At 64.6% G+C, this 25321-nt stretch carries 28 protein-coding genes and 1 tRNA gene; 8 read left to right on the forward strand and 21 right to left on the reverse strand.

Going from position 1 to position 25321, the window contains the following annotated elements; all coding sequences use genetic code 11:
- Nucleotides 1-47 precede the first annotated feature (47 nt).
- The 3 genes from pbN1_RS14765 to pbN1_RS14775 all read left to right on the forward strand — a co-directional run bounded on the left by pbN1_RS14765 (nt 48) and on the right by pbN1_RS14775 (nt 2659).
- Nucleotides 48-302, forward strand: coding sequence for a DUF4212 domain-containing protein (locus pbN1_RS14765; RefSeq protein ID WP_169201872.1), 255 nt, complete (start codon nt 48-50; stop codon nt 300-302).
- 11 nt (nt 303-313) lie between these two features.
- Nucleotides 314-2119, forward strand: coding sequence for a sodium:solute symporter family protein (locus pbN1_RS14770; RefSeq protein WP_169201871.1), 1806 nt, complete (start codon nt 314-316; stop codon nt 2117-2119).
- A gap of 156 nt (nt 2120-2275) precedes the next feature.
- Nucleotides 2276-2659, forward strand: coding sequence for a hypothetical protein (locus pbN1_RS14775; protein ID WP_169201870.1), 384 nt, complete (start codon nt 2276-2278; stop codon nt 2657-2659).
- Between the two features lie 75 nt (nt 2660-2734).
- On the opposite strand, the gene pbN1_RS14780 is transcribed toward pbN1_RS14775, so the two are convergent.
- The 5 genes from pbN1_RS14780 to pbN1_RS14800 all read right to left on the reverse strand — a co-directional run bounded on the left by pbN1_RS14780 (nt 2735) and on the right by pbN1_RS14800 (nt 7948).
- Entirely contained in the window at nt 2735-2995 is a 261-nt protein-coding gene (locus tag pbN1_RS14780) for a DUF4212 domain-containing protein (protein WP_169201917.1), read from the reverse strand.
- Between the two features lie 15 nt (nt 2996-3010).
- The gene (gene fusA / locus pbN1_RS14785; protein WP_169201869.1) at nt 3011-5062 is read right to left on the reverse strand and encodes an elongation factor G; all 2052 of its coding nucleotides are present in this window, start codon (nt 5060-5062) and stop codon (nt 3011-3013) included.
- An 83-nt stretch (nt 5063-5145) separates the two neighbouring features.
- Nucleotides 5146-6771: an MFS transporter gene (locus pbN1_RS14790; RefSeq protein ID WP_169201868.1), complete on the reverse strand. Its 1626-nt coding sequence runs from the start codon at nt 6769-6771 to the stop codon at nt 5146-5148.
- Nucleotides 6772-6860: 89 nt separating this feature from the next.
- Nucleotides 6861-7592, reverse strand: a complete 732-nt coding sequence (locus pbN1_RS14795) for an LrgB family protein (protein WP_169201867.1) — start codon at nt 7590-7592, stop codon at nt 6861-6863.
- Nucleotides 7589-7948 carry a CidA/LrgA family protein gene (locus tag pbN1_RS14800; RefSeq protein WP_169201866.1) on the reverse strand — a complete coding sequence of 120 codons (360 nt, stop codon included), beginning with the start codon at nt 7946-7948 and terminating at the stop codon, nt 7589-7591. The genes pbN1_RS14795 and pbN1_RS14800 overlap by 4 nt, the downstream gene beginning before the upstream one ends.
- A gap of 234 nt (nt 7949-8182) precedes the next feature.
- Here pbN1_RS14800 and pbN1_RS14805 point away from each other — a divergent pair, with 234 nt between their 5' ends.
- Nucleotides 8183-8608 carry an acyl-CoA thioesterase gene (locus tag pbN1_RS14805; protein ID WP_011236286.1) on the forward strand — a complete coding sequence of 142 codons (426 nt, stop codon included), beginning with the start codon at nt 8183-8185 and terminating at the stop codon, nt 8606-8608.
- 23 nt (nt 8609-8631) lie between these two features.
- On the opposite strand, the gene pbN1_RS14810 is transcribed toward pbN1_RS14805, so the two are convergent.
- From pbN1_RS14810 to pbN1_RS14830, 5 genes are all read right to left on the reverse strand, one after another.
- Nucleotides 8632-9429 carry a Mut7-C RNAse domain-containing protein gene (locus pbN1_RS14810; protein WP_169201865.1) on the reverse strand — a complete coding sequence of 266 codons (798 nt, stop codon included), beginning with the start codon at nt 9427-9429 and terminating at the stop codon, nt 8632-8634.
- A gap of 47 nt (nt 9430-9476) precedes the next feature.
- A complete protein-coding gene (locus pbN1_RS14815) occupies nt 9477-10022 on the reverse strand; it encodes a DUF2946 family protein (RefSeq protein WP_169201864.1) in 546 nt (181 codons plus the stop codon).
- A gap of 166 nt (nt 10023-10188) precedes the next feature.
- The gene (locus pbN1_RS14820; RefSeq protein ID WP_169201863.1) at nt 10189-12366 is read right to left on the reverse strand and encodes a malate synthase G; all 2178 of its coding nucleotides are present in this window, start codon (nt 12364-12366) and stop codon (nt 10189-10191) included.
- A 12-nt stretch (nt 12367-12378) separates the two neighbouring features.
- Nucleotides 12379-13155 carry a sulfite exporter TauE/SafE family protein gene (locus tag pbN1_RS14825; RefSeq protein WP_169201862.1) on the reverse strand — a complete coding sequence of 259 codons (777 nt, stop codon included), beginning with the start codon at nt 13153-13155 and terminating at the stop codon, nt 12379-12381.
- 10 nt (nt 13156-13165) lie between these two features.
- Nucleotides 13166-13873 carry a haloacid dehalogenase type II gene (locus pbN1_RS14830; protein WP_169201861.1) on the reverse strand — a complete coding sequence of 236 codons (708 nt, stop codon included), beginning with the start codon at nt 13871-13873 and terminating at the stop codon, nt 13166-13168.
- A gap of 174 nt (nt 13874-14047) precedes the next feature.
- Here pbN1_RS14830 and pbN1_RS14835 point away from each other — a divergent pair, with 174 nt between their 5' ends.
- Nucleotides 14048-14947 (forward strand): LysR family transcriptional regulator, encoded by a 900-nt coding sequence (locus pbN1_RS14835; protein ID WP_169201860.1) that lies wholly within the window; start codon nt 14048-14050, stop codon nt 14945-14947.
- A 125-nt stretch (nt 14948-15072) separates the two neighbouring features.
- Nucleotides 15073-15148 (forward strand) — tRNA-Thr (locus tag pbN1_RS14840).
- A 240-nt stretch (nt 15149-15388) separates the two neighbouring features.
- On the opposite strand, the gene pbN1_RS14845 is transcribed toward pbN1_RS14840, so the two are convergent.
- The 11 genes from pbN1_RS14845 to pbN1_RS14895 all read right to left on the reverse strand — a co-directional run bounded on the left by pbN1_RS14845 (nt 15389) and on the right by pbN1_RS14895 (nt 23036).
- Nucleotides 15389-15568, reverse strand: coding sequence for a hypothetical protein (locus pbN1_RS14845; RefSeq protein WP_210147516.1), 180 nt, complete (start codon nt 15566-15568; stop codon nt 15389-15391).
- A 149-nt stretch (nt 15569-15717) separates the two neighbouring features.
- Nucleotides 15718-16671 (reverse strand): DUF7146 domain-containing protein, encoded by a 954-nt coding sequence (locus pbN1_RS14850; RefSeq protein ID WP_169202168.1) that lies wholly within the window; start codon nt 16669-16671, stop codon nt 15718-15720.
- A complete protein-coding gene (locus pbN1_RS14855) occupies nt 16664-18193 on the reverse strand; it encodes a DEAD/DEAH box helicase (protein ID WP_169202169.1) in 1530 nt (509 codons plus the stop codon). Before pbN1_RS14855 ends, pbN1_RS14850 begins: the two co-directional genes overlap by 8 nt.
- Nucleotides 18190-18750, reverse strand: coding sequence for a DUF1376 domain-containing protein (locus pbN1_RS14860; RefSeq protein WP_169202170.1), 561 nt, complete (start codon nt 18748-18750; stop codon nt 18190-18192). Before pbN1_RS14860 ends, pbN1_RS14855 begins: the two co-directional genes overlap by 4 nt.
- Complete coding sequence (locus pbN1_RS14865) at nt 18747-19184, reverse strand: hypothetical protein (RefSeq protein WP_210147517.1); 438 nt, start codon at nt 19182-19184, stop codon at nt 18747-18749. Before pbN1_RS14865 ends, pbN1_RS14860 begins: the two co-directional genes overlap by 4 nt.
- Before the next feature lies 1 nt (nt 19185).
- Nucleotides 19186-19371 carry a DNA-binding protein gene (locus tag pbN1_RS14870; protein WP_169119496.1) on the reverse strand — a complete coding sequence of 62 codons (186 nt, stop codon included), beginning with the start codon at nt 19369-19371 and terminating at the stop codon, nt 19186-19188.
- 151 nt (nt 19372-19522) lie between these two features.
- Complete coding sequence (locus pbN1_RS14875) at nt 19523-20209, reverse strand: hypothetical protein (protein ID WP_169204259.1); 687 nt, start codon at nt 20207-20209, stop codon at nt 19523-19525.
- 101 nt (nt 20210-20310) lie between these two features.
- Complete coding sequence (locus pbN1_RS14880) at nt 20311-20595, reverse strand: HigA family addiction module antitoxin (RefSeq protein ID WP_168954391.1); 285 nt, start codon at nt 20593-20595, stop codon at nt 20311-20313.
- Between the two features lie 10 nt (nt 20596-20605).
- Complete coding sequence (locus pbN1_RS14885) at nt 20606-20884, reverse strand: type II toxin-antitoxin system RelE/ParE family toxin (protein WP_169204260.1); 279 nt, start codon at nt 20882-20884, stop codon at nt 20606-20608.
- A 25-nt stretch (nt 20885-20909) separates the two neighbouring features.
- Nucleotides 20910-22286, reverse strand: a complete 1377-nt coding sequence (locus tag pbN1_RS14890; RefSeq protein ID WP_169204261.1) for an integrase family protein — start codon at nt 22284-22286, stop codon at nt 20910-20912.
- A gap of 441 nt (nt 22287-22727) precedes the next feature.
- Entirely contained in the window at nt 22728-23036 is a 309-nt protein-coding gene (locus tag pbN1_RS14895; RefSeq protein ID WP_169204262.1) for a hypothetical protein, read from the reverse strand.
- A 1428-nt stretch (nt 23037-24464) separates the two neighbouring features.
- On the opposite strand from pbN1_RS14895, the gene pbN1_RS14900 reads away from it, so the two are divergent.
- Complete coding sequence (locus pbN1_RS14900; protein WP_169203315.1) at nt 24465-24728, forward strand: hypothetical protein; 264 nt, start codon at nt 24465-24467, stop codon at nt 24726-24728.
- Nucleotides 24725-25075: a hypothetical protein gene (locus tag pbN1_RS14905; protein ID WP_169203314.1), complete on the forward strand. Its 351-nt coding sequence runs from the start codon at nt 24725-24727 to the stop codon at nt 25073-25075. Before pbN1_RS14900 ends, pbN1_RS14905 begins: the two co-directional genes overlap by 4 nt.
- Nucleotides 25076-25321 lie beyond the last annotated feature (246 nt).

The following is a 25321-nucleotide window of genomic DNA, read 5'->3' on the forward strand; positions in this document are numbered from 1 at the left end:
CCTCTCTCGGGCAGCATGCAGGCAATAATAATTACGAGGAGACGTCTATGGATAACACCAGTTCGGCCTATTGGAAGGCAACGCTGGGACTGCTGAGCAAGATTCTCATAATCTGGTTCCTGGTCTCGTTCGGCGCGGGCATTCTCTTTGCCCCGGTGCTCGATAACATGCATCTCGGGGGGTATCCGCTGGGTTTCTGGTTCGCGCACCAGGGCTCTATCTATGTGTTCGTGGCTCTCATTTTCTTCTATGCGAAGAGGATGGGCGATATCGACCGCCAATTTGACGTTCACGAAGACTGAGGGACCGACACATGGAACTGCAAACTCTCACTTACATCGTTGTCGGGGCGAGCTTCGCGCTCTACCTCGGCATCGCCGCCTGGGCGCGCGCCGGTAGCACCAGTGAATTCTATGTCGCCGGCGGCGGCGTTCACCCGGTTACCAACGGCATGGCGACAGCGGCCGACTGGATGTCCGCAGCCTCGTTCATCTCGATGGCCGGCCTGATCGCGAACATGGGCTATGGCGGCGGGCTGTTCCTGATGGGCTGGACCGGCGGCTATGTGCTGCTGGCGATGCTCCTGGCCCCGTACCTGCGCAAGTTCGGCAAGTTCACGGTGCCGCAGTTCATCGGCGACCGCTTCTATTCAAAGTCCGCGAGCACGGTCGCGGTGCTGTGCCTGCTGACCGCGTCGATCACGTACGTGATCGGCCAGATGACCGGTGTCGGCGTGGCCTTCTCACGCTTCCTCGGCGTCTCGAACGAGGCCGGCATCTACATCGGCATGGCGATCGTCTTCATGTACGCGGTGTTCGGCGGCATGAAGGGCATCACCTACACGCAGGTCGCGCAATACGTCGTGCTGATCCTCGCCTATACGATCCCGGCGATCTTCATTTCGCTGCAGCTGACCGGCAATGCGATTCCGCAGCTCGGGCTCGGCAGCGATCTCGTCGGCAGCAACGTTTCGCTGCTGGAAAAGCTAAACCATGTCGTCAAGGATCTCGGCTTCGACGAGTACACCACCTCGCTGCCTGGCAGCAGGCTCAATATGTTCGTGTACACCGTGTCGCTGATGATCGGTACCGCCGGCCTGCCGCACGTGATCGTGCGCTTCTTCACGGTGCCGAAGGTCAAGGACGCGCGCTCGTCCGCGGGCTGGGCGCTGGTCTTCATTGCGATCCTGTACACGACAGCACCGGCAGTCGCGGCGATGGCGAAGTACAACCTGCATGCCACGGTGAATACTGCTGTCACAACCGGCGGCGATCTGTACGCGGCCGAATCGAGTCTTCAGAACGAGCAGCGTCCGGACTGGATGAAGCGCTGGGAAAAGACCGGTCTGCTGAAGTTCGAAGACAAGAATGGTGACGGCCGCATCCAGTACTATAACGACAAGACGAAGGACGCCGATGCCAAGGCCAAGGCCGAAGCCGCTGGGTGGAAAGGCAACGAGCTGACGGTCAACGCCGACATTATCGTGCTCGCCAATCCGGAAATCGCGCTGTTGCCGAACTGGGTGATCGCGCTGGTTGCGGCTGGTGGCCTCGCTGCGGCGCTGTCGACGGCGGCAGGTCTGCTGCTGGCAATCTCGTCCGCGGTTTCGCACGATCTGATCAAGAACGTGTTCAACCCGAACATCTCCGACAAGGGCGAACTGATGGCGGGCAAGATCTCGATGGCCGGGGCGATCGTTCTCGCCGGTTATCTGGGTCTGAACCCCCCGGGTTTCGCTGCGGGCACAGTAGCGCTCGCTTTCGGTATCGCCGCGAGTTCGTTGTTCCCGGCGATCATGATGGGCATCTTCAGCAAGAAGATGAACAAGGAAGGCGCGATTGCGGGCATGCTGTCGGGTCTGTTCGTGACGCTGTTCTACGTGTTTGCGCACAAGGGCCTGTTCTTCATCAAAGGCACCGAGTTCGTCGACCTGATCGGTGGCCCGAACGCGTTCTTCGGCATCACGCCGGAAGCTTTCGGCGCGATCGGCGCGCTGGTGAACTTCACCGTTGCGTTCGTCGTCGATAAGGTCACGAAGGAGCCGCCGGTGCATATCCAGGCGCTGGTCGAGAGCGTTCGCATCCCGCGGGGTGCGAAGGCGGTCGACGGCGCACACTGAACGGTCTGATGCAGCAAGGGTTGCTGCCGCGTGCCGGACTTGCCGGCGCGCGGTGCAACCGGAACCCCGCCGGCGTCCGATGGCGGGGTTTTTTTATTTTTGTGGCACTTTGCGCATCGATGCCGACTCCGGCATCAAATGTTAACGGAGTAGCGAATGGTCTTTGACGTTAGCGTTGCCCTGACCTGGGTGTTGTTTCTTGCCCTGTTCCCGATCGCGTTTTTCTGGCTACGTCGCGCGTGGCGGATTGTCGTGCAGCGCGATTTTTCGGAAGTGGCACTCAAGCGTGGCGAGTTGCCGGCGAATCCGCAGAAGTTCGCGCCGTATGCGGCGGCGATCAATCTGGTTTGTGGCGGGGTCGTCGTCGCGGTGATCGTCGGGGTCGTGCTCGGCCACTTCGACTACGAAAGCTGGAGTGCGATCGCTGGCGTGACGATCTGGTGCAAGTTCCTTGCCGACTTCATCCTGAGCCGTCACGCTCATCCGATCGTCATCAAGAAAGCGACCAAGCCCGAAGAAACCGGGGGATCGAGTCGATAGCTTGCATATCACGCGCAGCAGCGCTGGTGTCGTTCGTCCAGTAGCGGTCCCGGAAGGGGGCAAGTCGGAGCGCCGTCAGCGGCGCTCGGCAACGTCATATTCGCGGTCGAGGCGGTTCATCACGTACACATAGACTGCAACGATCACCAGATAACTCAGCAGCGAGCCCTGGGCGAACATGTAGAAACCCAGTGGAAAGCCGAGAAACGAGTACCCGTTGAGCTCGTCCGCGAAATAGCCAGCGACGAAGCTGACGAGGAACCAGACCGCCAGCAAGGACACGATCAGCGAGCGGTTGTGGCGCCAGTAGGCGCGCTGCCTGTCGGTCAGTTTCACCATTGCCGCCCCGTCCTACTGTCCTGCATTTCGGCCGGTGTACGCTTTCGCGAGGCGCTGCTGCACGTCCTGCGGTGCCGGTTCGTGACCGCTCGCCGCAAGCACGAATTCGCTCTCGCCGGCGCAGATCGCTTTCAGCCGCGCCTCGAAGCCTTCCATCTCGGCTATCGGCACGGTCGCGGTGAGCACCGTCCACCCGCTCGCCGGGCTCTCGGTGGCCGTGAGCCGGCCCCGGCGCGCGGCGAACTCGGCGGTGATGTCGCCGAAATGGCTGTCCTCGACTTTCACCGTGACCGTCACCAGCGGTTCGAGCACGATCGGCCGCGCGGCGAGCAGGGCTTCGAGCGTCGCGTGGCGCCCGGCGGTGACGAACGAGATTTCGTTCGAATCGACCGCATGATGCTTGCCGTCGGTCAGCACGACGCGCACATCCTGCACCGGAAAGCCGGACAGTGCACCTTCGGCGAGCGCTTGGCGCACGCCTTTCTCGACGGCCGGCAGAAAGTTCGTCGGAATCGCACCTCCTTTGACCTCGCTGCCGAGTTCGATGCCGGAACCGCGCGGGAGAGCCTCGACGCGCAGCGCGACCTCGCCGAACTGGCCGGCGCCGCCGCTCTGCTTCTTGTGACGGTAGCGTGCCTCGGCGGTGGCGGCGATGGTTTCGCGGTACGGCACCGTCGGTGTCGCGGTGTCGAGCTGCAGGTTCCAGCGCGTGCGCAACTGCTCCAGCACGATCTTGAGATGCAGTTCTCCGAGACCCCGGATCACCGTGTGGCGCGCCTGGTGATCGAACCCCACTTCCAGGCACGGATCCTCGTCGACGAGCCGCGCCAGCGCTTCGGCCAGTTTCTGTTCGTCACCGTGTTTCCTCGTGATCAGCGCGAGACCGAACACCGGCTGCGGATAGCGCGGCGCGGCGAGGTGGTAGGTGTCCTCGTCGTGGGAATCGTGCAGCACGGCGTCCGGGTGGATGTCGTCGACGCGCGCGACGGCGCAGATATCACCCGGCACGCCGACCGGCGTCTCGACCTGGTTCTTGCCCTGCAGGCGCAGCAGGTGCGCGACCTTGAAGCTCTTGCGGCTGTCGCCGATATAGAGCTGGGTGTTCGGGCCGAGCGTGCCCTGGTGGATGCGGAACAGCCCGAGCTTGCCGCGGTACGGATCGTTCGCGACCTGGAACACATGGGCGATGACGTGGCGGGCGGGGTCCGGCGTGACCTCGACCGGCTGCGCCTGGCTGCCATCCCCTTTGAGGAAGCGCGGCGGATTGCCCTCCGTCGGGTCCGGCATCAGGCGGCCGAGAATGTCCAGCAGCTCGTTCACCCCGGCACCGGAGCGCGACGAAACGAAGCACACCGGGATCAGGTGGCCTTCGCGCAGCGCCTGTTCGAACGGTGCATGGAGCTGCTCGGGGTCGAGCGACTCGCCCTGCTCGAGATAGCTTGCCATCAGCGCCTCGTCGAGTTCGACGACCTGGTCGATGATCGCCTCGTGCGCCGCGGCGACCGATGAAAATGCGGTTTCGGCATCGTGGCCGGGCGCGAAAAAGCAGTCGATGACATGTGTGCCGTCGGCGGCCGGCAGGTTGACGGGCAGGCATTCGCGACCGAAGGTCGCCGTCAGCTTCTCCATCAGCGCCGTGAGCTCCGCGGCGCTCGCGGCGTCGATCTTCGACACGACGATCAGGCGGCACTTGTCGGCCGCGGCGTCCATCATCCGGCGCGTGCCGCTTTCGATGCCCGCCTGCGCGCTGACGACGACCGCCGCCGTCTCGACCGCGGGCAGCGCCGACAGCGCCCGGCCGGCGAGATCCGGCAGGCCCGGGGTGTCGAGCATATTGACCCAGTGCCCGGCCCATTCGAAGTGCGCGATCGACGTCGCAAGGGAATGGCCCATCGCCTTTTCCTGCGCGTCGAAGTCGCTCACGGTGTCGCCGCGCTCGATGCTGCCGGCCGCGCCGATCGTCCCCGACGCGACGAGCAGCGCTTCGAGCAGAGTGGTCTTGCCGCCGCCGGAATGGCCGAGCAGGGCGACGTTGCGGATGTCGTGTACCGAGGTCGGTGTCATGGCGCTATCCTCCCGTTGTCGTTTGGCTAGAGTTTCCGCCTGTCGCGCCGCGCGTGCAACGCCCGGCGGCGCGACAGGCCGGTTCAGGCGCTGCGCAGCCCGAGCAGCCGCGTCACGGCGATCGCCAGCAGCGGCAGCGACAATCCCAGCAGCGTGACGGTGATCAGCAGCATGCCGAGTTCGGAATAATCGGCCGGGAGCGTCACTGCGCCACTGGCCGGATCGCGCACTTCGCGGCTGACCGTGAAGGTCTCGTTCAGGTATTTCGTGCCGAGCTGCGCCGCCGACAATGCGAGGTTCGTGAACGACGCCATCACCGCGAAGAATGTCGCCTTCAGGTGAGGAGGCGCCGAATTCGCGATCCACGCGAGCATCGGCACCATCGACACCTGCCCGAGCGGCGACTCGAGCGCGGTGTTCGCGATCGCGATGAAGCGCGCGTCGATGAGCCCCCCGGTGAGCCGCGCGGTCCATTCGTGCAGTCCGTAGAACATGCCGACGATCGGTCCGGACAGCAGCGTCGCGGCAAGCGTCAGCACGATGACGATCTGCGCGATCGACTTTTCCGCCATGAAGCGGCGGAACAGGAACAGGCCGGCGAGCGTCAGCGTGCTCGTGATCAGATCGAGCCGCGACAGGAAGCTCTGGTCGAAGCCGAGCACATCGATCATCCACCAACTCGCGCCGGCCCCCGGGGTCGGCATCGCGCGAAAGACGAAGATCACGATGACCGTGCCGAGCAGCGTACGCGCCGCCTCCGGGGCGAGTTCGCGCAGCAGCTTGGCGATCATTACCCCGATGATCGCGAACGACGACGCGAAGATCAGCTCCTGGCCGTACGCCATGCCGGACAGCCCAACGCCGAGGGTGAGCGCGACGAACACCGCGCTGCCGCCAAGGATCCACCAGTTCGGCGCCGTTTTTTCCTGCGGATCGTGCACCAGGCGATCGACCTCCGCGCGGCTGTGGCCGAGCTTTGCCAGCCGCCGCACCTCGCGCCGCTTGAGCACGCCGGCGAGCAGCACGCCGCTGATCGACAGCAGCGGGATCACCAGCGCGAGCTCGTAGATGCGCACGTAGATCGCGACCTTCGCGGATTCGGACAGGGTTTCGGCACCCTGGAACATCGCGACGTTCGCGAGCGATACCAGCACCGTGCCGCCGATGATCGCGACGCGCCCGAGCATCTGCATCGTCGTGTGCATCAGCCTTACCGTCTCGGCCGGGTAGGGGGCGCCGTTGGCGTCGAGCCGGGGCACCGCCTCGACCGTCATCGCGTCGGCGACCGCGTCCTGCATCACGTAGCCGAGCGGTGCGAGCAGCGCAGACAGCACGAACCAGGCTTCGGCGCTCATGATGGCGCGCATCTGGTCGGGCCGGGAGATCAGCCCGATCATGATCGCGAGGCTCGCCGCGATCAGCGTCGCGCCGAGATAGACGAGCCCGGCCTTGTGCCGCCACATCAGGTCGACGAGATGGCCGATCGGCATCTTCAGCGCCCACGGAATGCCGGCCCAGAAGCCGAGCGCGGCGAGAAAAGCCGCCGACAGGCCGAGGTAGTCCTTGACGAAGAAGGTGCCGACGATGCCGGTCAGGCCCGATACGCCGGCCGCGACATACACCATCAGCGGCGGCAGGTACGACAGCCGCATCTCGCGGCCGAGCTCCAGGATGTTGCGGTCGAACCAGCGGTACAGGGCAGTGCTCAAGATGGAGGTTCCGGTGGTCAGGGACGGATCGGGTTGAAGAGGAAAAACGAAGGGGGAAAAACGAAGGGGGAAAGCGGGCCGGCGGCACGTCAGCCCATCAGTCGCTCGAGCCACGGCAGGACCCACGGCAACGAGGCGGCGGTCAGCAGTCCGTTGAGGCCCATGCCGAGCGCGGCGAAGGCGCCCGCCTGTTCGCTGACCTGGAACGCGCGTGCCGTGCCGATGCCATGCGACGCGATGCCGATCGCGAAGCCGCGTACCACGTGGTCGTCGATGCGCAGCGCCCGGTACACATAGCGCGCGCAGATCGCGCCGAGGATGCCGGTGCAGATGACCAGTACCGCGGTGAGCGAGGGCAGACCGCCGAGACGCTCGGCGACCCCCATCGCGATCGGCGTCGTGACGCTCTTCGGCGCGAGCGACATCATCGACTCGCGGCTCGCCCCGAGCAGCGCCGCGATGCCGACCGCCGACAGCGCCGCGGTCAGCGACCCGGCGGCGAGCGTCGCGAGCAGCGGCACCAGCATGCTGCGCAAGCGCCCCCACTGCGCATGCAGCGGGATCGCCAGCGCGACGGTGGCCGGGCCGAGCAGGAAGTGCACGAACTGCGCGCCGTCGAAATAGGTTTCGTACGGGGTGTCCGTCACGCTCAGCACCAGCACCAGCATGATCACTGCGAGCATCACCGGGTTCAGCAGGGGATGATGGTTCGCGCGGAGGTACAGCCACAGCGCTGCCTGATACGCAAGCAGCGTCAGCGTCAGGCCGAGCAGCGGCGTTGCCGACAGATACACCCAGATCTCGCCGAGCACCGGCGTCATCGGGATTCTCCGCGGCCGCGTGTGCGGTGCATCAACCTTTGCAGCAGCAGCGCGGCGACTGTGATCGACAGCAGGGTGCTGAACACCAGCGCGACAGTCAGCGGCAGCCACTCGTCGGCAAGTCGCTGGAAATGCAGCATGACGCCGGTGCCTGCCGGCACGAACAGCAGCGACAGGTGCTGCAGGACGCCGTTCGCAGTGCCGCGCAATTGTTCGCCGGGTCCGCGGCGCACGATCAGCGTGACGAACAGCAGGCCCATGCCGACGACCGGGCCGGGGATTGGCAGATCGAGCGCGCGCACCAGCACTTCGCCGACGAGCTGGAACACGAGGAGTAGCGTGAGGGCGCCGATCATGAAGTCTCTCCGGGGCTGGCCGAGCGGGATGATCGCGACATTCTAGCGGCACCGTGCGGCGTCCGTGCCCGGGTAGCGGCGATCGGCACGTAACCGGCCGCATGCCGGCGCCCTCCACGCCCGCGCGACGGGTCGCACCGCGGCAGCGCTGCGATTGCCCGGTATTGCCGACACCCGCCCGAACGCCCTATCGTTGCGGCTCGATGACAACGGCGACAGCAGAAGGAGACGGCAATGACGATGGTCGAAACGGCGCGCGGCACGGTGCATGAATGGCAACGGGATCACATGGGACATATCAACATCCGCGCCTACATGGAGTTCCACGATGCGGCGAGCTGGCAGTTCTACGCGATGCTCGGGCTGTCCGCGTCGCTGTTGCGCAGCGGCGCGGTGAATCTGGCGATGGTGCAGCAGAACATCAGCTACCAGAAGGAACTGTATCCGGGTGACACGGTATTCGTGCGGAGCGGGGTGCTCGAAATGCGGGAAAAGGTGGTGCGCTTCCGCCATGAAATCGTCAATACCGAAACCGGTGAAGTCTGCTCGACGTCGGACTGCACCGTCGTGTGCCTGAATCCGGTGACGCGCCGCTCGCAGCCGTTCCCGCCGGAGGTCGCGCTGCATGCCGAGGAGTTCAGGTTGCCGATGGTGCAGTAGGGCGTGCCGCAGCGGGGTGACTCTCACTTCGGGTGGCGATCGGGGTCTGGTGCAGCGGGGGTTTCCGGCGCGAGCGGCGGGGAGCTGTCGAGCAGCTCATCGACGAGGGCCCGCATCCGCCGCCAGTGCGATCCTTCCCAGAAGACGCGGCGGCACACGTCGCAGGTGCTGAAACGCGTGTGGCTCGCGCGCACTCCCGGCGGCAGGCGGTCTTCGACCTGCGCCTTGTCGATCGGCCGCAGCGGAGCGTTGCAGTCGAGGCACAGCGTGAAGGGCTTCGCGCTAGCCGCGAGATCGAGCCGGTCGAAGATCTCGCGCACCTGCTGCGCCGGCTTGAGCGCCCGCACGTAGCAGCCGTGCGTCAGCGTGCGGCGCTTGAGCAGTTCGCGGTCGCGCGTCAGCACGATACGGGCGTCACGCGCGGCGATGATCTCGATCTCGCCGTCGTCGAAATGATTGTCGTACAGCGTGTCGAAGCCCGTCATCCGCAGCAGGTGGGCGAGTCCACCGAGATGTGCGTCGGCGACGAAGCGCATCACCCGCAGCGGGTGGCGCCGCACGCGCAGCAGCGGCGTGATGTCGAGCGATTCGAATTTCGGATACACCGCGACGCGGTCGCCGTCGCGCAGCAGGCGGCCGAAATCGACCGATTCGCCGTTGATGAGCACCAGTTCGACCTCGGTGTGCGGCACGCCGAGCGCCTCGACCATGTGCTTGACCGTTGCCGCCCGTGCGCAGGGCGCGTCGAACTCGCGCCGGCGCCGCGCCGGGGCGAGGAAGTCGTTCAGCTCTTCGTAGAATCGGAATGTTGCCGTCACCATCGATGTGTCCCCGGGCTGCGTGCCGGAGGAAGAGAAAAACTGTGCGTTCAGGGCTCCGGGCGGGGCCGGAACGCGAAACGCGCGGCGACCTCCGCGTGCCTGATCGCCTGCAGCGGCAGGCCGTGCCACACCACTCCCGAGCCGCCGCCCATGACTTCGACGAAGGCAGCGTCGCTCGCCGGCCCACCGTCGTCGGCCCGGCACTGCCCGACGAATGCGGAAAGATCCCGATCGTCGAGCAGCCCGACACCCTGCGACGCATGCAGCAGCACGTTGCCGTCCTCGTCGAGGTACGCCGCAATGATCGGGCCCGTCGCCGCGCCGGTGTGCGCCGTGAGGCTGTCGTCCACGTCGAGCCGCAGGACCAGCGGCGTGTAATCCAGCGTCACGAAGACGCGCTGCGGTCCATTCTGGACGAACCAGTTGCCGTCGCCGTCCGATCCGTAATGGGCGTTCAGGAAGGCGATCAGCCCGCCATGCGTGACCGGCTCTCCTTTGAGCCGCCAGCCACCGCGCCGGTCGAGCGACAGCCATCCATGGACGGCGGGCACGTCGGGCCAGCGCACATCGGTCGGAAGATCGGGTGTGGTCATCGGGAAAGTCGCGAATCAAAAGCAGCAGTATGAGCGTTTCGTCGTGAAGCGCCGCCTCGATGCAGGCGCGGTGCCGTGGCGAGCAGGATGGACGCTGTCCTGGTGCGGAAAACAACCGATCCGCCCGGCGTCGGGCGGATCGGTGTTGCGTTGCACGCCCGGGGCGTCAGCCGCGCGCTTTCGCGACCTGGCGCCAGCGGTGCAGCAGCGGTTCGGTGTAGCCGCTCGGCTGAGCGCAGCCCTTGAACACGAGGTCCTTCGCCGCCTGGAACGCGACCGACTGGTCGAAATCCGGCGCCATCGGGCGGTACAGCGGATCGCCCGCATTCTGCTGGTCGACGACCGCCGCCATGCGCTTCATCGTCTCGAGCACCTGGGCTTCGTTGGTGACACCGTGGCGCAGCCAGTTCGCGATGTGCTGGCTCGAGATGCGCAGCGTCGCGCGGTCTTCCATCAGGCCGATGTTGTTGATGTCCGGCACTTTCGAGCAGCCGACGCCCTGGTCGATCCAGCGCACGACGTAGCCGAGGATGCCCTGGGCGTTGTTGTCGAGCTCCTGCTGGATCTCGGCGGCGCTCCAGTTCGGGTTCGCGGCGACCGGCACGGTCAGCAGGTTGTTCATCAGCGTGTCGCGCTCGGCGTCGAGGCTGATCTTTTCCATCTCCTGCTGCACCGCCTTGACGTCGACCTGGTGGTAGTGCAGCGCGTGCAGCACCGCGGCGGTCGGCGACGGCACCCACGCGGTGGTCGCGCCGGCCTTCGGATGGCCGATCTTCTGCTTGAGCATCTCCGCCATCAGGTCCGGCATCGCCCACATGCCCTTGCCGATCTGGGCCTTGCCGCGCAAGCCGCAGTCGAGGCCGATCAGCACGTTTTGCCGCTCGTACGCCTGGATCCAGGCGGAAGTCTTCATGTCGCCCTTGCGGATCATCGGGCCCGCTTCCATCGCGGTGTGCATCTCGTCGCCGGTGCGGTCGAGGAAGCCGGTGTTGATGAACGCGACGCGCGACTCGGCGGCCTTGATGCAGGCGGCGAGGTTCACCGAAGTGCGGCGCTCCTCGTCCATGATGCCGATCTTGATCGTGTTCGCCGGCAGCCCGAGGAGCTGCTCGACGCGGCCGAACAGTTCGCTGGCGAATGCGACTTCGGCCGGGCCGTGCATCTTCGGCTTGACGATATAGACGCTGCCGGTGCGCGAATTGCCGCGGCGGGTGCGGTCGTGCAGCGCGATCAGCGTCGTCACGACGCCGTCCATGATGCCTTCGGGAATCTCGGTGCCGTCGGCAAGCAGGATCGCCGGGTTGGTCATCAGGTGGCCGACGTTGCGGATGAACAGCAGCGAGCGGCCGTGCAGGCGCAGCGCCGAACCGTCGGGCGCGGTGTATTCGCGGTCGGCGTTCATGTGCCGTTCGACCAGCTTGCCGCCCTTGTCGAACGTTTCGACCAGCGTGCCGTTCATCAGACCGAGCCAGTTGCGGTAGGCGACGACCTTGTCCTCGGCGTCGACCGCGGCGACCGAGTCCTCGCAGTCCATGATCGTCGACACCGCGGCTTCGACGACGACGTCCTTGATGCCGGCCGCATCGGTCTTGCCGATCGGGTGGTTGCGGTCGATCTGGATTTCGAGGTGCAGGCCGTGGTTCTTCAGCAGCACGGCTGACGGCGCGTCGGCCTGACCCAGGAAGCCGGCGAATTTCGCGGCATCGGCGAGGCCGGTCTGGGCGCCGTCGGTGAGCGTGACGACGAGCTTGCCGCCGGCGACGGCGTAGGAGGCGGCCTGGTCGTGTCCGCCCTGCGCGAGAGGTGCGGCCTGGTTCAGCACGTCGCGCGCAAAAGCGATCACGCGCGCGCCGCGCACCGGGTTGAAGCTCGCGCCGATCTCGGCGCCGCCGTCCGAAGGAATCGCATCGGTGCCGTACAGCGCGTCGTACAGGCTGCCCCAGCGCGCGTTCGCGGCATTGAGCGCATAGCGCGCGTTCATGATCGGCACGACGAGCTGCGGGCCGGCCTGTTCACCGATCTCGACGTCGACGTTCGCGGTGCTGACCTTGAACGGCGCCGGCACCGGCTGCAGGTAGCCGATCGACTCGAGGAAGGCGCGGTACGCCGGCATGTCCTGGATCGGACCCGGATGCGCGCGGTGCCAGGTGTCGATCTCGGCCTGCAGGCGGTCGCGTTCGGCGAGCAGCGCGCGGTTCTTGACCGCGAGCTCGTTGGCCAGTTCGCTGAAGCCTTTCCAGAACGCCGCCGCGTCGAGGCCGGTGCCGGGCAGGGCTTCGGTTTCGATGAAGCGCTGCAGCGCCGCGTCCACCTGGAGCTGATTACATTGGATTCGTTCGGTCATGATGTCTCGCCTTTATTGCAGGTACGTCGTGTAGAAATAGTAGACGGTCAGCGAAGTGCCTACCGTGATGATGAAGCGCCGCAACCACGCGGCGGGAACCTTGCGGGCGCCGACCGCGCCCCAGTAACCGCCCAGCGCGGCGGTCGCCAGCATGACCAGCGTGTGCGGCCAGCTCACCGCGCCGGCGATGACGAAGGTCACGACGGCGACGCTGTAGATCACTGCCGACAGCCAGTTCTTCAGCGCATTGATGTCGTGGATATCGCGGTGGCCCTGGATCGCCAGCGCCGCGATCATCACGATGCCCATGCCGGCGCCGAAGAACCCGCCGTAGATTGACACCGCGAACTGGAACAGCAGGCCGCCCGGCGTTGCGTGCGAGGGGCCGGTTGCGGCCGGCCCGCGCAGCCGCGCGAGGAGGCCCGAAATCCGCCCGCTGCCGGCGAACATCACCGTCGCGATCAGCAGCAGCCACGGAATCAGCATCGAGAACGTGTCGTCGCGCGTCGACAGCAGCAGCAGGCCGCCGGCGATGCCGCCGACGAACGCGACGGCGGTGAGCGCCGGCAGGCCCTTGCCGAAGCGCGCCAGCTCGCCGCGATACGCGTAGGCGCTCGACACGCTCGCCGGCCACAGCGCGACCGCGTTGCTGGCGTTCGCGATCACCGGCGGCACGCCGATCGCAAGCAGCGCCGGGAACGAGAAGAACGTCCCGCCGCCGGCGACCGCGTTCATCGCCCCGGCCATCGCCGCAGCGACGCCGATGACGAGGAGTTCGGTCGGGGTCATGGGCGAAGGGTCATGTGCGGGGCGCGCCGACAAGGCGCGGGCGGACGAAGTCGACCACATCGGTGAGCCGCTGGCCGATCGCCGACGGCGTCACGTCGAGCGCTTCGAGAGGCTGGCCCGAGCGGTTGATCCAGAAGGTCGTGTAGCCGAACCAGGTCGCGCCGGCGGCATCCCAGCCGTTCGACGAAACGAACAGGATGTCGCGCGCTGCGCAGCCGAAAGCGTCGGGGCCGAGCTGGTACGCGGCGTCGGCGGTCTTGTACTGGCGCACCGTGTCGACCGACAGCACGTGATCGAACAGCCCGTTCATGCCGGCGCTCTTGATCGCGACATCGAGCATCCGCGGCGTGCCGTTCGACAGCACGGCCAGCGGCACGCCGAGCTCGCGCAAAGTCTTCAGCGCGCCGAGGTTTTCGGGGAAGGGCGACAGGCACGCATACTGGTTCATCAACTGGCGATGCTGCACGTCGTTCATGCCGAGGCCGAGCCGGCTGGCCGAAAACCGCAGCGCGTCGTCCGTCACTTCGAGGAACGGTTTGTAGCGGTCCGACAGGGTGCGCAGGAACGTATATTCGATCTGCTTCAGCCGCCACATCGCGGTTAGCGCTTCACCGTGACCGGGAAAAAGCTGCTCGGCGAGCGCGCCCACGGAATAGACATCGAAGAGGGTGCCGTAGGCGTCGAAAGCGATTGCGCGGATCTGGTCAGGATGTTTCATCGTCGTCGGAATTCCGGTTCGTGCGCCTTGGCGACCGGCAACCCTGCCGCTCGCAGCCGTCTCGATTGTCGGGGCAGCGTCTCCTCCACCCCCAGGTCGAAGAGGAGTGTATTGGTATCATGTGCGCGATAGAAGACGTGCATCAGTCAATTTATCTATTACTTTCAGTACAAAATGGACACGTTCAAACAGGTCGAGAGTTTCGTCAATATTGCTAGCCGCGGCAGCCTTTCGGCTGCGGCGCGGGCGGAGGGCGTCACCCCGGCCATCATCGGACGACGTCTGGACGCGCTGGAACAGCGCCTGGGGGTCAAGCTGCTGACGCGCACGACCCGCAGCATCGCGCTGACGTTCGAAGGGGCCGCGTTCCTCGAGGATTGCCAGCGCATCCTGCATGATCTGGCGAATGCCGAAGCGTCGGTCAGCCTCGGCGGGGTCAAGGCGAGCGGGCATATCCGGGTGTCGGCGCCGGCCGGGTTCGGCCGCATCCACGTCGCGCCGCTGATGCGCGATTTCCTCGAAATGAACCCGGACGTGTCATGCATGCTGGATCTCAGCGACCGCGTCGTCGATCTCGTCAACGAAGGCATCGACTGCGCGATCCGCATCGGCGAGCTTCCCGATTCGAGCCTGGTGTCGATCCGGCTCGCCGAGAACCGCCGCGTCGTCGTCGCGAGCCCGGCTTACCTTGCGCGCTTCGGCGCGCCGGCGGTGCCGCAGGATCTCTCCGGCCACAAGTGCCTATCGCTCGGCCAGCAGCGGGGCTGGCTGTTCCGCGGCGAGGACGGCGAGACGATCACGCTCAAGGTCAGCGGCCGGTTCGAATGCAACGATGGCGCGGTGCTGCACGAGTGGGCGCTCGCCGGTCACGGGCTCGCATGGCGCTCGCTCTGGGAGGTCGACGCCGACCTGCGCGCCGGGCGTCTGGTGTCTGTGCTGGACACGTTCGCTGCGCCGACGACGGGCATCTACGCCGTCTTTCCGCAGCGCAAGCATCTCGCACTGCGCGTCCGGCTCTTCATCGACCACCTGAAGAATCACTACGGCCGCCCGGACTACTGGCGGCAGGCCTGAGAGGCGTCGGCGACGGGAAGGCAGCCGCTCTGCCGGCAACGCGTTTTGCCGCAGATGAGTACCAGCCCTTTCTGCACACGCGACAGTTGAACCCTGCGCCTACCTGATGTATATTTCGCCGCCTTGCTGCTGTAGCTCAGTCGGTAGAGCAACTGATTCGTAATCAGTAGGTCACCAGTTCGATTCCGGTCAGCAGCACCATAGATTCAAGCACTTACGCCAATCCTCCGGGGTTGGCGTTTTGCTTTCTGGTCGCCGTGTAGCCATGGTGTAGCCAAATCCGACAGGTGTAGCCGGGCGAGCCCCACAAACAGAAAACCCGGCGCGGGGCCGGGTCGGGAGGGGGCGGTCAAATCTTCAGGCGTTCAGGGGCCGTTACCGGCTGGTTCCATCGCTTCGCACAGCCGCGAAATGCGGCGGTTTTCCAACGGACCGTCTCGGCTACCTGGCGGGCGTGCTTTGCGCCAGATAGGCAATGATCTCCGCATGGGTCGCGCCATTGGCCTTCAAACGCTCCAAATCGGCCAGCAGGCGGCTTTTGACGGCTTCGGCATATGCGAGCCCTTCCGCATGGCTGCGGCGGTTCAGGAGGCTTGTAACGGTTCGGGGAAGATTCTGCATGATGCTGTTCTCCTGCGCGTGCGAGCGGATGTGCGCTCGGGAATTTTCCGGGTTAGGACTTGCATGGCTGGAACCAGCCGGTAACAGGGGGCGAAGTGCCAGAGATTCGATGCCCCCTACCCGTGTCCGGCCAGCTTGCTTGGATGTCGTCATGCCTGCCTGCTCCCACTTTGAATCTTCTGCTTGCGGCGATTCAGATCGTCCAGCCAGTCGCCCACGGTCGGCGGAATGCACACCTCCACCTCGAAGCCCTTGAGTGACAGCCGGTGCGCGGCGGCATAGGCGGCTTTCTGTCCGGCGAAGTTGGCGTCGTGGTCCGCAAAGATGACGATCTCCCGGACACCTTCCGGCGGCTCGAAGCTCTCGATGCCGGCAGTGCTGATGCAGGACCATGTGGGCACCTCGAACAGCTCGGATGCGGCAAGCGCAGTCTCGATGCCTTCGGCAATGCCCAGCACTTCGGAAACGGGCGTCAGGCGGATCGCAGCGCCGGCAAGTGGCAATCCCTGCATTAGCTTCTTCGGAGCGGCCACAGGCGCTTTCCGGGCGTCGTGAAGATATGTCCGATGCAAGCTGCGCGCTTTCCCGTCCGGCCCGGTCACGAGCGACACCATCGCCGGAAACATGCCGCTCGTTTCGTCGTCGCGGTAGTGCAGGGCGGGATGCAGGCGGATGGACTCGGGCAGGTCGTACAGCGCCAACCCCCGCCCAGCCAAGTAGCGATGTGCTTCATCCCCGCACTGGATCGGTGCCGACTCGCGGAATACCCGGCGTAGGGCGTCGAGTTTGTCGTCGTCGCTGCGCTCGGGGGTGCGGGTGACGGGCTGCACCACGCCTGCAAGCTGCTCGATGCGCCGCGCGGTTTCCACGAACGACAGGTCGGTGATGCCCATCGCAAGTTGCACGCCGTCGCCCGGGCGGCAGCCGGAACAGAAGTAGGTTCCTCGCCCATCCTTGTCATCGAAGCGAAAGCGATCCTTGCCACCGCACAAGGGGCAGGCGCAGTGCTTGCCGCTCAGGGTGCGCTCGTCGAGCCCCAGCGCCAGCAGGATGCCGCGCCACCGGCCTTTTGCGATCTGGCGCACGTCGAGTCTCTCAGACATTCGCGCGACCCTCCTGCGCCTTCTCGCGGCCCTTGAGGTAGGCGATGCGCTGTGACTTCAGCCAGCCTTCGATTTCCGGGGTCGGCGTCGCAGTCACTTCCCGCAGTCCGCGCGGCCACACGCCGAACATCGCGCGGTACTGGTTGCCTACCCATCCGGGCTTGTGCCCTTTCTTGCGGCAGATGTGCAGCAGTTGCGAATAGACATGCTGCTTGCGGTCCGGGGTCGCCGGCTTCTTGACCTTGCGATCGATCTTCACGAGTTCGCCCTCTGCGACCTCCACATCGTTCAGGCGTTGCGGCGCGAATCCGCAGGACGGGCAGGCATGCACGCCGGCCGGGCGGACGAACTTGCAGCTCGGGCAGGCTTTCGGCTCGGATGGCTTGCGCTCCTCCTTCTTGCGGGTGGATGCGTTCGCCTTGCCGTCGTCGAGTTCGAGGGGTAGATCGTCGGTCGCAAACCCCAGACGCAATACCGTCCCGCTGTGATCCAGCAGCACGGCGCGTTCCTTGCCCGGATGCGGCCTCAGCACGCGGCCCACCATTTGAATGTAGCGAATCAGGCTCTTGGTCGGGCGGGCGAGGATCATGCACTCGGTCGCCGGGCAGTCCCAGCCTTCGGCCAACAATCCCACGTTCGACAGGATCATGGTTTCACCGCGCGCGAAGCGATCCAGCACGGCGGCGCGCTCGTCGTCGTCGAAGTGGTAGTCGATATGCTCGGCGGCGATGCCGGCCCGGACGAACTCGGCGACGATGTGTTGCGAGTGCGCAATGCTCGTAGCGAACGCCACCGTCTGTTTCCCGCGCGCCAGCTTGAACCAGTGCGACACGATGTCGCCCACGAGAGCGGGCGTATCGACCGCCTCCGCGAGTTGCGTCTCGCTGTAGTCGAGTTCGCCACCGATGCCGCGCTGTGTCCGCACGCCGGTCAAATCAGGATCGGACGGGGCGTAGCACTCCACGTCGACCAGATTGCCGAGTTCGACCAGCTCGCGGATCGTCGCGCCGATGACAAGCTCCTCGAACAGCGGCCCCCGGAGTTCGTCGTAGTGCCTGCCCATCCCCGGACTGAACGGCGTAGCAGACAGACCGATGACGGGAACGCGGTTGTACCGGAACAGCAGGTCGCGGTACTTCTTCGATCCTGCGACCGCGTGCGCCTCGTCGATGATGAGGAGTCCCACATCGTCCGGGATGCCGCGCACGGCGATGGTGTCGATCGAGCACACCAGCACATGCGCGTGAAGATGGCGGGTGTTGTCACCTTGCAGGATGCCGTGCGCGATGCCGGCGCGGGTCAGGTGCGCGGATGCCTGCGCCACCAGTTGCTTCCTGTTGGCGATGAACAGCACTCGCTTTCCCTTGGCGACAGCTCCGCGAATCATGGCCTCGGCTGAAACCGTCTTGCCTCCACCGGTCGGCAGGTAGAGTGCCACCCTCCTAACCCCCCGGGCCAAGGCAGAGCGTGTCTCGTGAAGCGCCCTTTCCTGATACGGGCGTAGCTGGGTCGGGGCGGTCATGCCGCTTCCCCTATGCCCAAGCCACGTTCCGCGATCCGAACATCGTCCTCGAAGTCGCCTGAAACAAACTTGCTTGCCTTGGCCCGGGGCTTTGGTTTTTGGGCTTGGGGGGTTGGTTTTTGGCCGTTGCGGTTCTCTTTATTATTTAGGATCGGATTCGGACTCCGATTGCGATCCGATTCGGACTCCGATTCGGATACCTTTTTGCACTGTCCCCATCGTGCCGCGTTGGCCTTCTTGCCGGCCTGCGAAGCTCGATTGACGGCGTGGTAAGCCTGCTCCAGTTCGTCGTTCCAGTCCTCGCGCTGCCATTCGCCGTGCATCACGATGAACAGCGGCTCGATATCCCGGCGCAGCTTCTTCCACTCTGCCGGCGTCGTGCCGGTGATGCGTGTCAGTGCGTGGTTGTCGTCGGGGATGGGGCCCGTCCTCCACAGGTGCATCTTGAGCAGCAGCAATGCACCGCAGGCGGCGGCGGGGTTCGGCATGTTGAATACTTCGCGCTGCCATGCCGAAATATCCACCAGCAGGCGCAAGGGCGGCGTGATCTTGCTCATGCGAGCCACCCCAGCACAGTCGCCACCAGCGCGGCCACGGCCGGCGTGGAGACTGCCAGCAAGCCCATCAGGTGCGGCGCAATGAACCCTCGCTGCCCATGTGCTGCGATGCCTGCACGAGTCGGCGGGTCTTGGGGATCGATCCGGTACTCCGCGATGACGCGGCCATGAAAGGCGATGTCCTTGGACAGGACCGCCCATCCGTCATCGATCAATTCGTCGACATATGCGGCCAACCTCCACGAATGCGGAAACGTCGGCTGCGACACCGGGCCGGCGATGAGTGCGCCAAGCGCCTTGGCCTTGACGGTTCCGGCCTTCGGCAGGATCGGCGCACGGAATGCCGGGTTCAGTTCCGGGAAAAGGTCGGCGGAGGTAGAATGGCGCTTGTCGACGGCGCTCGGGACTGCGGTATGGGTTCCGGGCGTTTTCATGTCAAACGCCCTCCACGCCACCGGTCAGCCGGGCTACTGCATCAGCGGGCCACAGAAGGCGACCGGATGGCAATTTGAACGGCTTTATGTTCTGGAAGTGTCCGTTGCGCCAGACGGCGGTACGGATGCTGGCGGGCTTGTACCCGATGCGCTGCGCGAGTGTCGCGGTCTGAATCGTTTGCTGCATGGCTGTATGCCCTCGTCTATGTGATGTGACGAGAGAAAATCTCAGCCGGAAAAAACAAAAGACGAACTCCGAAGAATTCGCCTCTTTTCAATCACTTACAGCCGGAAAAATTTTTCCGGGCTTCGTTTTCCGGGTTTTCCGGGTTTTCCGGTTAGTCGGGAAGGGGCGGCTCCCATCCTCCGTTCCGCTTCGGGTTCAAAGCATGGCTCACGATGTAATCAGCCGTGATGCGCGCTCGTCTGCGAGTCACCATCTTGCCGCGCCAAAGCCGGCCGGCAATTTCTGGCGCAATGCCTTCCTTGGTGGGGCGCTTGTTGTTCCCCAGCTCGCGCAGCCAGATATCGGCGGCGTATTCGCGGGCGCGCACTATCCACGGGTCGGGCGCTCCGCTCGGCTCTTGCGCATCCTCTGGCGCTGGCGGCGCGGGCGTGGCCTCTTCATGTGCGGCTGAGGCATTCACATGCCTGGCAGACGACGCAGACACTATCTCTAGCACCCGCTGGATATCCTCCCGCTTAAAGCGAATCTCGGAGAGGGGTACTCGCCATCCGGGCTCTATTTTCAACAGCTTGCCGTCGTGAGTTCTCGTCATGGTAACGAGCGCGTCAGTTCCATCGGCCTCCATGCGCTGAGTGTCTCCAGCAAAGACCATTGGAGCCAAATACCCCTCTAGCCTTGACCCAAAAATGTCAGGCCATCCGGGCTTGTAATCAATCCAAATCCATGGTTTCAGATGGCATTCAAGCAGTCGAGCAAGAATCCAGCTTTCGCCTGTTTCATGCTCCAGCCAGTCGCACGCCTGCTCGATCGTTGCGTACTTGGGAAGATAAGGGGTCATCGTTCGCGCTCCATCTCGCGCTCCATCGAAAAAGGTGCCGCGCCAGCCGGGCGATGGTGTCCCGGTTTTCTCCCCGTCGGGATAGGCGCGGCATTGCTCGGTCAGGCGCCGATGCGCGCCACCGGTGGCCGTTCCTTCGCACGCTCGCCGGCCGCCCACAGGTCGCGCTGCGCCTGTAGCTTCAACCAGTAGCCCGGCGTCGTGCCCAGTGCTTCGGATAGTCGCAGGTCCATGTCAGCGGTCACTGCGGCGTGACCGTTGAGGATGCGCGAGAGCATCACGCGGCTGATGCCCAGGTGCGCGGCAAAGGCGGTCACGCTCATGTCGAGGTCTTCGAGCCAGCCGGCGAGCAATTCGCCGGGCGGCGCGGGGTTGTGCATGTTCATGTGTCGTGCCTCAGTGGTAGTCGAGGTAATCCAGCAGTTCCACGGTTCCGCCCTCGAATCTGAACGTCAAACGCCAGTTCGCTTGCACCGTCATGGACAGGAAGCCGGTGCGGTCGCCAGTCAGGCCGTGCAAGCGCCAGGAAGGGCGGGCAAGGTCTTCGGGTCCGGCGGCAGCGTTCAAGGCGGTCAGCATCTCCCGCAGGCGCTTGGCGTGCATCGGCTGGATGCCTGCTTGGGAGCCGGTGCGGAAGAACGCTTCCAAGCCCTTGTGGCGGAACGAGACAATCATAGTTTGTATAGCGTCGATTTACAATTCAGGCAGCGTTCTTGTTCTTGCGCCGGAGCGGGCGCACGTTGCCGGCCGGCTTCTCGCCTTTCTCGATGGCGTCGAGCCGCGCTTCCCATGCCACCAGTGCGGCGCGCTTCTCGTCGGTGTAGGCATGCCGGTCGTAGTGCGCGGCCTGGACTCCGCTGATGCCGTGGGATAGCAACTGCGCCCGCGTGTCGCGTGATATGCCCATGCCGGCGAGCATCGTTTCGCAGGTGCGGCGGATGTCGCGCAGGTCGAAGGGCTCGCACTTCATGCCGGCGCTGATTTCGGCGGCGCGCTTGCCCGGTGTCGTGAAAATCATCGCCACCTTGCCATACGTCGAGAAAAGCCACATGCCGCCCACGTCGCCGGGGGCTTCGCCGGCAGCTTCAGCACGCCTCTGCTCGCGCTCCTTGGCCCGGGCCACCAGACCAGCAGCGAGCGCGGCGGCTTTCGGTGCAAGCGGCAGCAGGTGTTCGCGTGCGCTCTGTCGCTTGCCTTTGCCGTCCCACAGTCGAAGCGTCGCGGTGTCGGCGTCGTAGTCGCTCACCTTGGCGCGCAGCAGTTGCGCCATGCGTTGCCCCCCGGCCAGAAGCGCCAGCCGCAAGGCTTGGTCCGGCAGTTCGTCGCCAAGGGCTTTGATGTAGCCGCGCAGCTCGTCGGCGGACAGGGTGCGGTTTCCGGCCTGCACTGCGATGGCGGGAATGTTGTCGACCGGGTTGTGCTCGACACCGAAGGCGATGAGGTCGGCAGGCATCGCGGAATCGAAGGGCGCGCGCTTGGCAGCGTTGAAGGCGGCGGACAGGTAGCTGCGCAGGATACCGGCGGCGCGCTCCTTGCCAGCCTCGCGTACCTTGCGGACCATCGCAGCGATTTGGTGCGAGGTCACTTCGCGGGCAGGGGCGGCGGCAATCGCTTCATGCGTGAAAACGTGGCACTTGAAAGCGGAGCGGGTCGCGGCGGCGCTCTTGTCCTTGCCGATGCGCTCCAAGTGGCCCGTGTAGGCGTCGCACAGGGCGCGCAGGGTGTAGCGGCTGCGTTCGTCGGCGGCGCGCTTGGCAGCCTCCTGTGCGGCCTTGGCAGCGGCTTTCGCTTCGGCCTCCTGTCGATCGAGTTCTCGTGGATCGGTGCCGGACTCCACCAGCACTTGCAGCCGGTTCGCTTCTGCGCGGGCGTCGTCGAGATTCCACGCGCGCACGTCGCCTATCGTGCGGCGGATGGTTTGCCGGTTCATCTTCGCTTCGAAGATGTAGGACTTCGCGCCAGCGGTCGCACGCACGGCAAGCCGGGGCGCTACGGTGTCCCACAGGAAGGCTTGCTTCGTCCCATCGGGGCAGGTAAAGCGGCGGATGCGGTCCGGGGTCAGGCGTTCGCGTTGCATGATATGTCCTCTGGATTTTGGCTACACGGTGTAGCCGGCCTCTGATGACACACGAGAATCTGGCTACACGCGCCCCCGTGTAGCCACGGTGTAGCCAGATTGTAGCGATGCGCATCTATTCTTGTCTATCAGTCGGTGTAGCCTGATTCGTCATACAAGCAGCAACAGCAACGGTTTGAGCGGTATTTTGTGATGTTCGTCTATGTTTTCGTCAGACGGGAAATTCTGATTCGTAATCAGTAGGTCACCAGTTCGATTCCGGTCAGCAGCACCATAGATTCAAGCACTTACGCCAATCCTCCGGGGTTGGCGTTTTGCTTTCTGTCTCGCGGTTGCCGTTTGGTTGCCGTTCCGCTGGGACTGGGGGTGCTACCCCCCCTCCCCAAGAGGCGAAAAAGCCGGGTCGCCCCGGCTCTCTGTCACCCTCGCAACGTGCTTCGCTCAGGCCGTGCAGGTTTCCGCAAGTACATCAACCAGTCCGAGCAGCGCGCGTTCCCGGTCGGTCAACGTGCGGCCCGACAGCTCGACAACCTGCGCCATCCAGTGGTCAGCGGCTTCCACGTCGCCGTGGAGCATCGCGTGTGCCTTGCGCATCAAATCGCGCTCCAGGTCGGTCATTCGCTTGCGGGCGAGGGCTTGCTCTAGCTGGGCGACGGTCGCCCGTTGTAGGTGCGATACGGTGCGCTCCGTGGCATCCACGGTGAGACCGATCCAATCGTAAGCGGGTGTCGTATGATTCAGGGTAGCCATGATGCACTTCTCCTATTCGTCGTGCGCTGTGGTCAGGCGGGCGGGGTGCAGCAACACCCCGCGCCGCCGATCCTGTCCGGTCGGTCAGGTACATTCATTGTCATGGGTACGGTATTCTTTCGTCAAGCAATATGTATGAAAATCAAATACTTGCTTACGTGTAAGCACGTAGCCCCCGGGTGCCTTGACGCCTCGCAACTAGGGGGTGCCCTCCGGGGGGTGGGACAAGGGGTGGGGTGGGGTGCCGGTGGGTGTCTACCCTGTGCTCTCACACCAAGCCCCCCTGAAAACCTTCGGGTGTCATCTCCTTCAGTCCCGCGGGATAACCCGTTATCATCGACTGGTTCCGATGGGAAAAGGGTGGAGTCATGCTTCGCACCGCGCTTGCTGTAGCCGCGCTTTTTGCCGTGCTCGATCCTGCTGTCGCGCAGGTGTACAAATGCAAAGAAGACGGGACCGGCAAAATCTCGTTCTCTGATGCCCCGTGCCACGGAAAAAACGTGGGCGACGCTATCGCTGTCCACCCTGCTAATCAGTTCGACGGCTCGCGGTTAAGGCAGGAAGCTGCACGGCGCCAGTGGGAGGAAGCGCGCCCGAGCGGGCCGGCTGGGGGCGCAATCGGTGACGGCCGACCGGAACCATCCATGACAGGTCCGAACTCGCGACTGTGCGCAGAGATGAAGAAACCGCTACCCGGTGCGAATGGACTTACCGCGGCGCAACGGAGGTCGATTGTCGCTGCTTGTGCAGAGGCGCCTACCCGCAGTCAGCACCCCGTGCGCGGACCGCGCACGGCCCTATGTGACGATCTTCTCAGGGCAGGACCGGGACCAACGGGCTACACGGTTTCGCACCGGGAGGCACTGCTTTCCGCTTGCGGCGCCGCCCCTTCCCCGGGCAGACGAAATTCTCAGGAGTTAGAGGTTGATACTGCGCCGCCTCGACGTGCAACGCCAGCAGGCCGGGAGGATGATTTCAGCACAAAGCGAAGCGGTGACCGGGGCCCGCAGCCCGTGAGGTGTGATTACGCGGGATGTCGAGATGGAGGGGGCACCTACTACCCGAGAGGTGCGGGGGACCGATACATATCCAATTCGGGAACATGCCGATTGGCAAATGGAATGATGTACTGCCCTTAGTCTTCTCCGTCGTCGGACTCAAGGCTGCGATTTCTGCCCAGAACCGGACAGCCGGGTAGGTAGAGTTTTCGTCCCGGTCATGGATGCATTGGTCGCCCTCATAGCCTCCCCACTGAAGTTCCTTGCTTTCGGGCTGCGGAGCCCCTGCCTATATCCGTCCCATCCAGTCATTGCCCGTGAGCACGGGCAGGGACAAAAAAGGCCAGCCCGTAACGTATTTCACAATCGCAGATGATGTGCGCCTCGTATCCTAGTTGCATGTCACCTCTTATTGGATGAGGATGCACTTATGGCACTGCACGGCAACTACAAGGAAATCATTGTCGAGTCCTTCCGTCCTGCGAGTACGGGCGGAAAACACGGCCCTGTTCATGTACGGCCGATACCCGGTCAGCCATTCCCGCCGTCGCTGTTCGTCGAGTGTGCTGATCGGCTGAAGCGGGAATACCCTGTCGGGACGCGCTTCAAGATCAGGGTGAAGCTAACCGACAAGGAGGGTGGCGGTCAGTACCTGTACAGTTACTTCGGCTGGCCCGTCGAGGTATTGAAGTGAAGAATACACACGAAGCGGGCCGGCCAAAACGCAGCTCGCCGCTCGTCCGTCAGGTGAAAGTGTCGAAACGCGCATTCTTGGATTCGTTCCCCGATGTTGTCCGCGCGCTCAAGCGATACGTGTCGCTCGACGAGGCACAGGCAGAGGTGTTGATTTCGATTGAGCGGGCCGCGGCTGCCGAAGCTGAAAAAATGAAGGCAGATGACAAGCGAGTCGCGGCGGCCGCAGCTGCGTGGGAAGTTCGGTACAGACTCGGCAAGGCCGAACATTTAGCGGACGTACATCGAAAAACCCGATTTACAGACTGGACCCCTCGGGCGCCGGGTAGTGCTTTCAAACCGAAGTAGTTGCGCGAACCTAATGCTGCTATTTCTGCCCACAACCGAGAAGTCGAGACGGTGGAGTTTGTCCCGGTCACGGAGACTTTGGACGGCCTCCTCGATCGTCTCCTCGCCGAAGTTCCTGTCGGTGCTGCCCGCGCGGCCCATGAGGGACCGAAAGCGCAAGCGTCGGCGACCCATCAAGGCGGGGTAGAGACCGTTGCGGAGTTCCTTGACGACGTCCTATCGGTGAGGGCGATGGACCGCGACCGC

The organism is Aromatoleum bremense (assembly GCF_017894365.1).
In the GTDB taxonomy this organism is placed as follows: Bacteria; Pseudomonadota; Gammaproteobacteria; order Burkholderiales; family Rhodocyclaceae; genus Aromatoleum; species Aromatoleum bremense.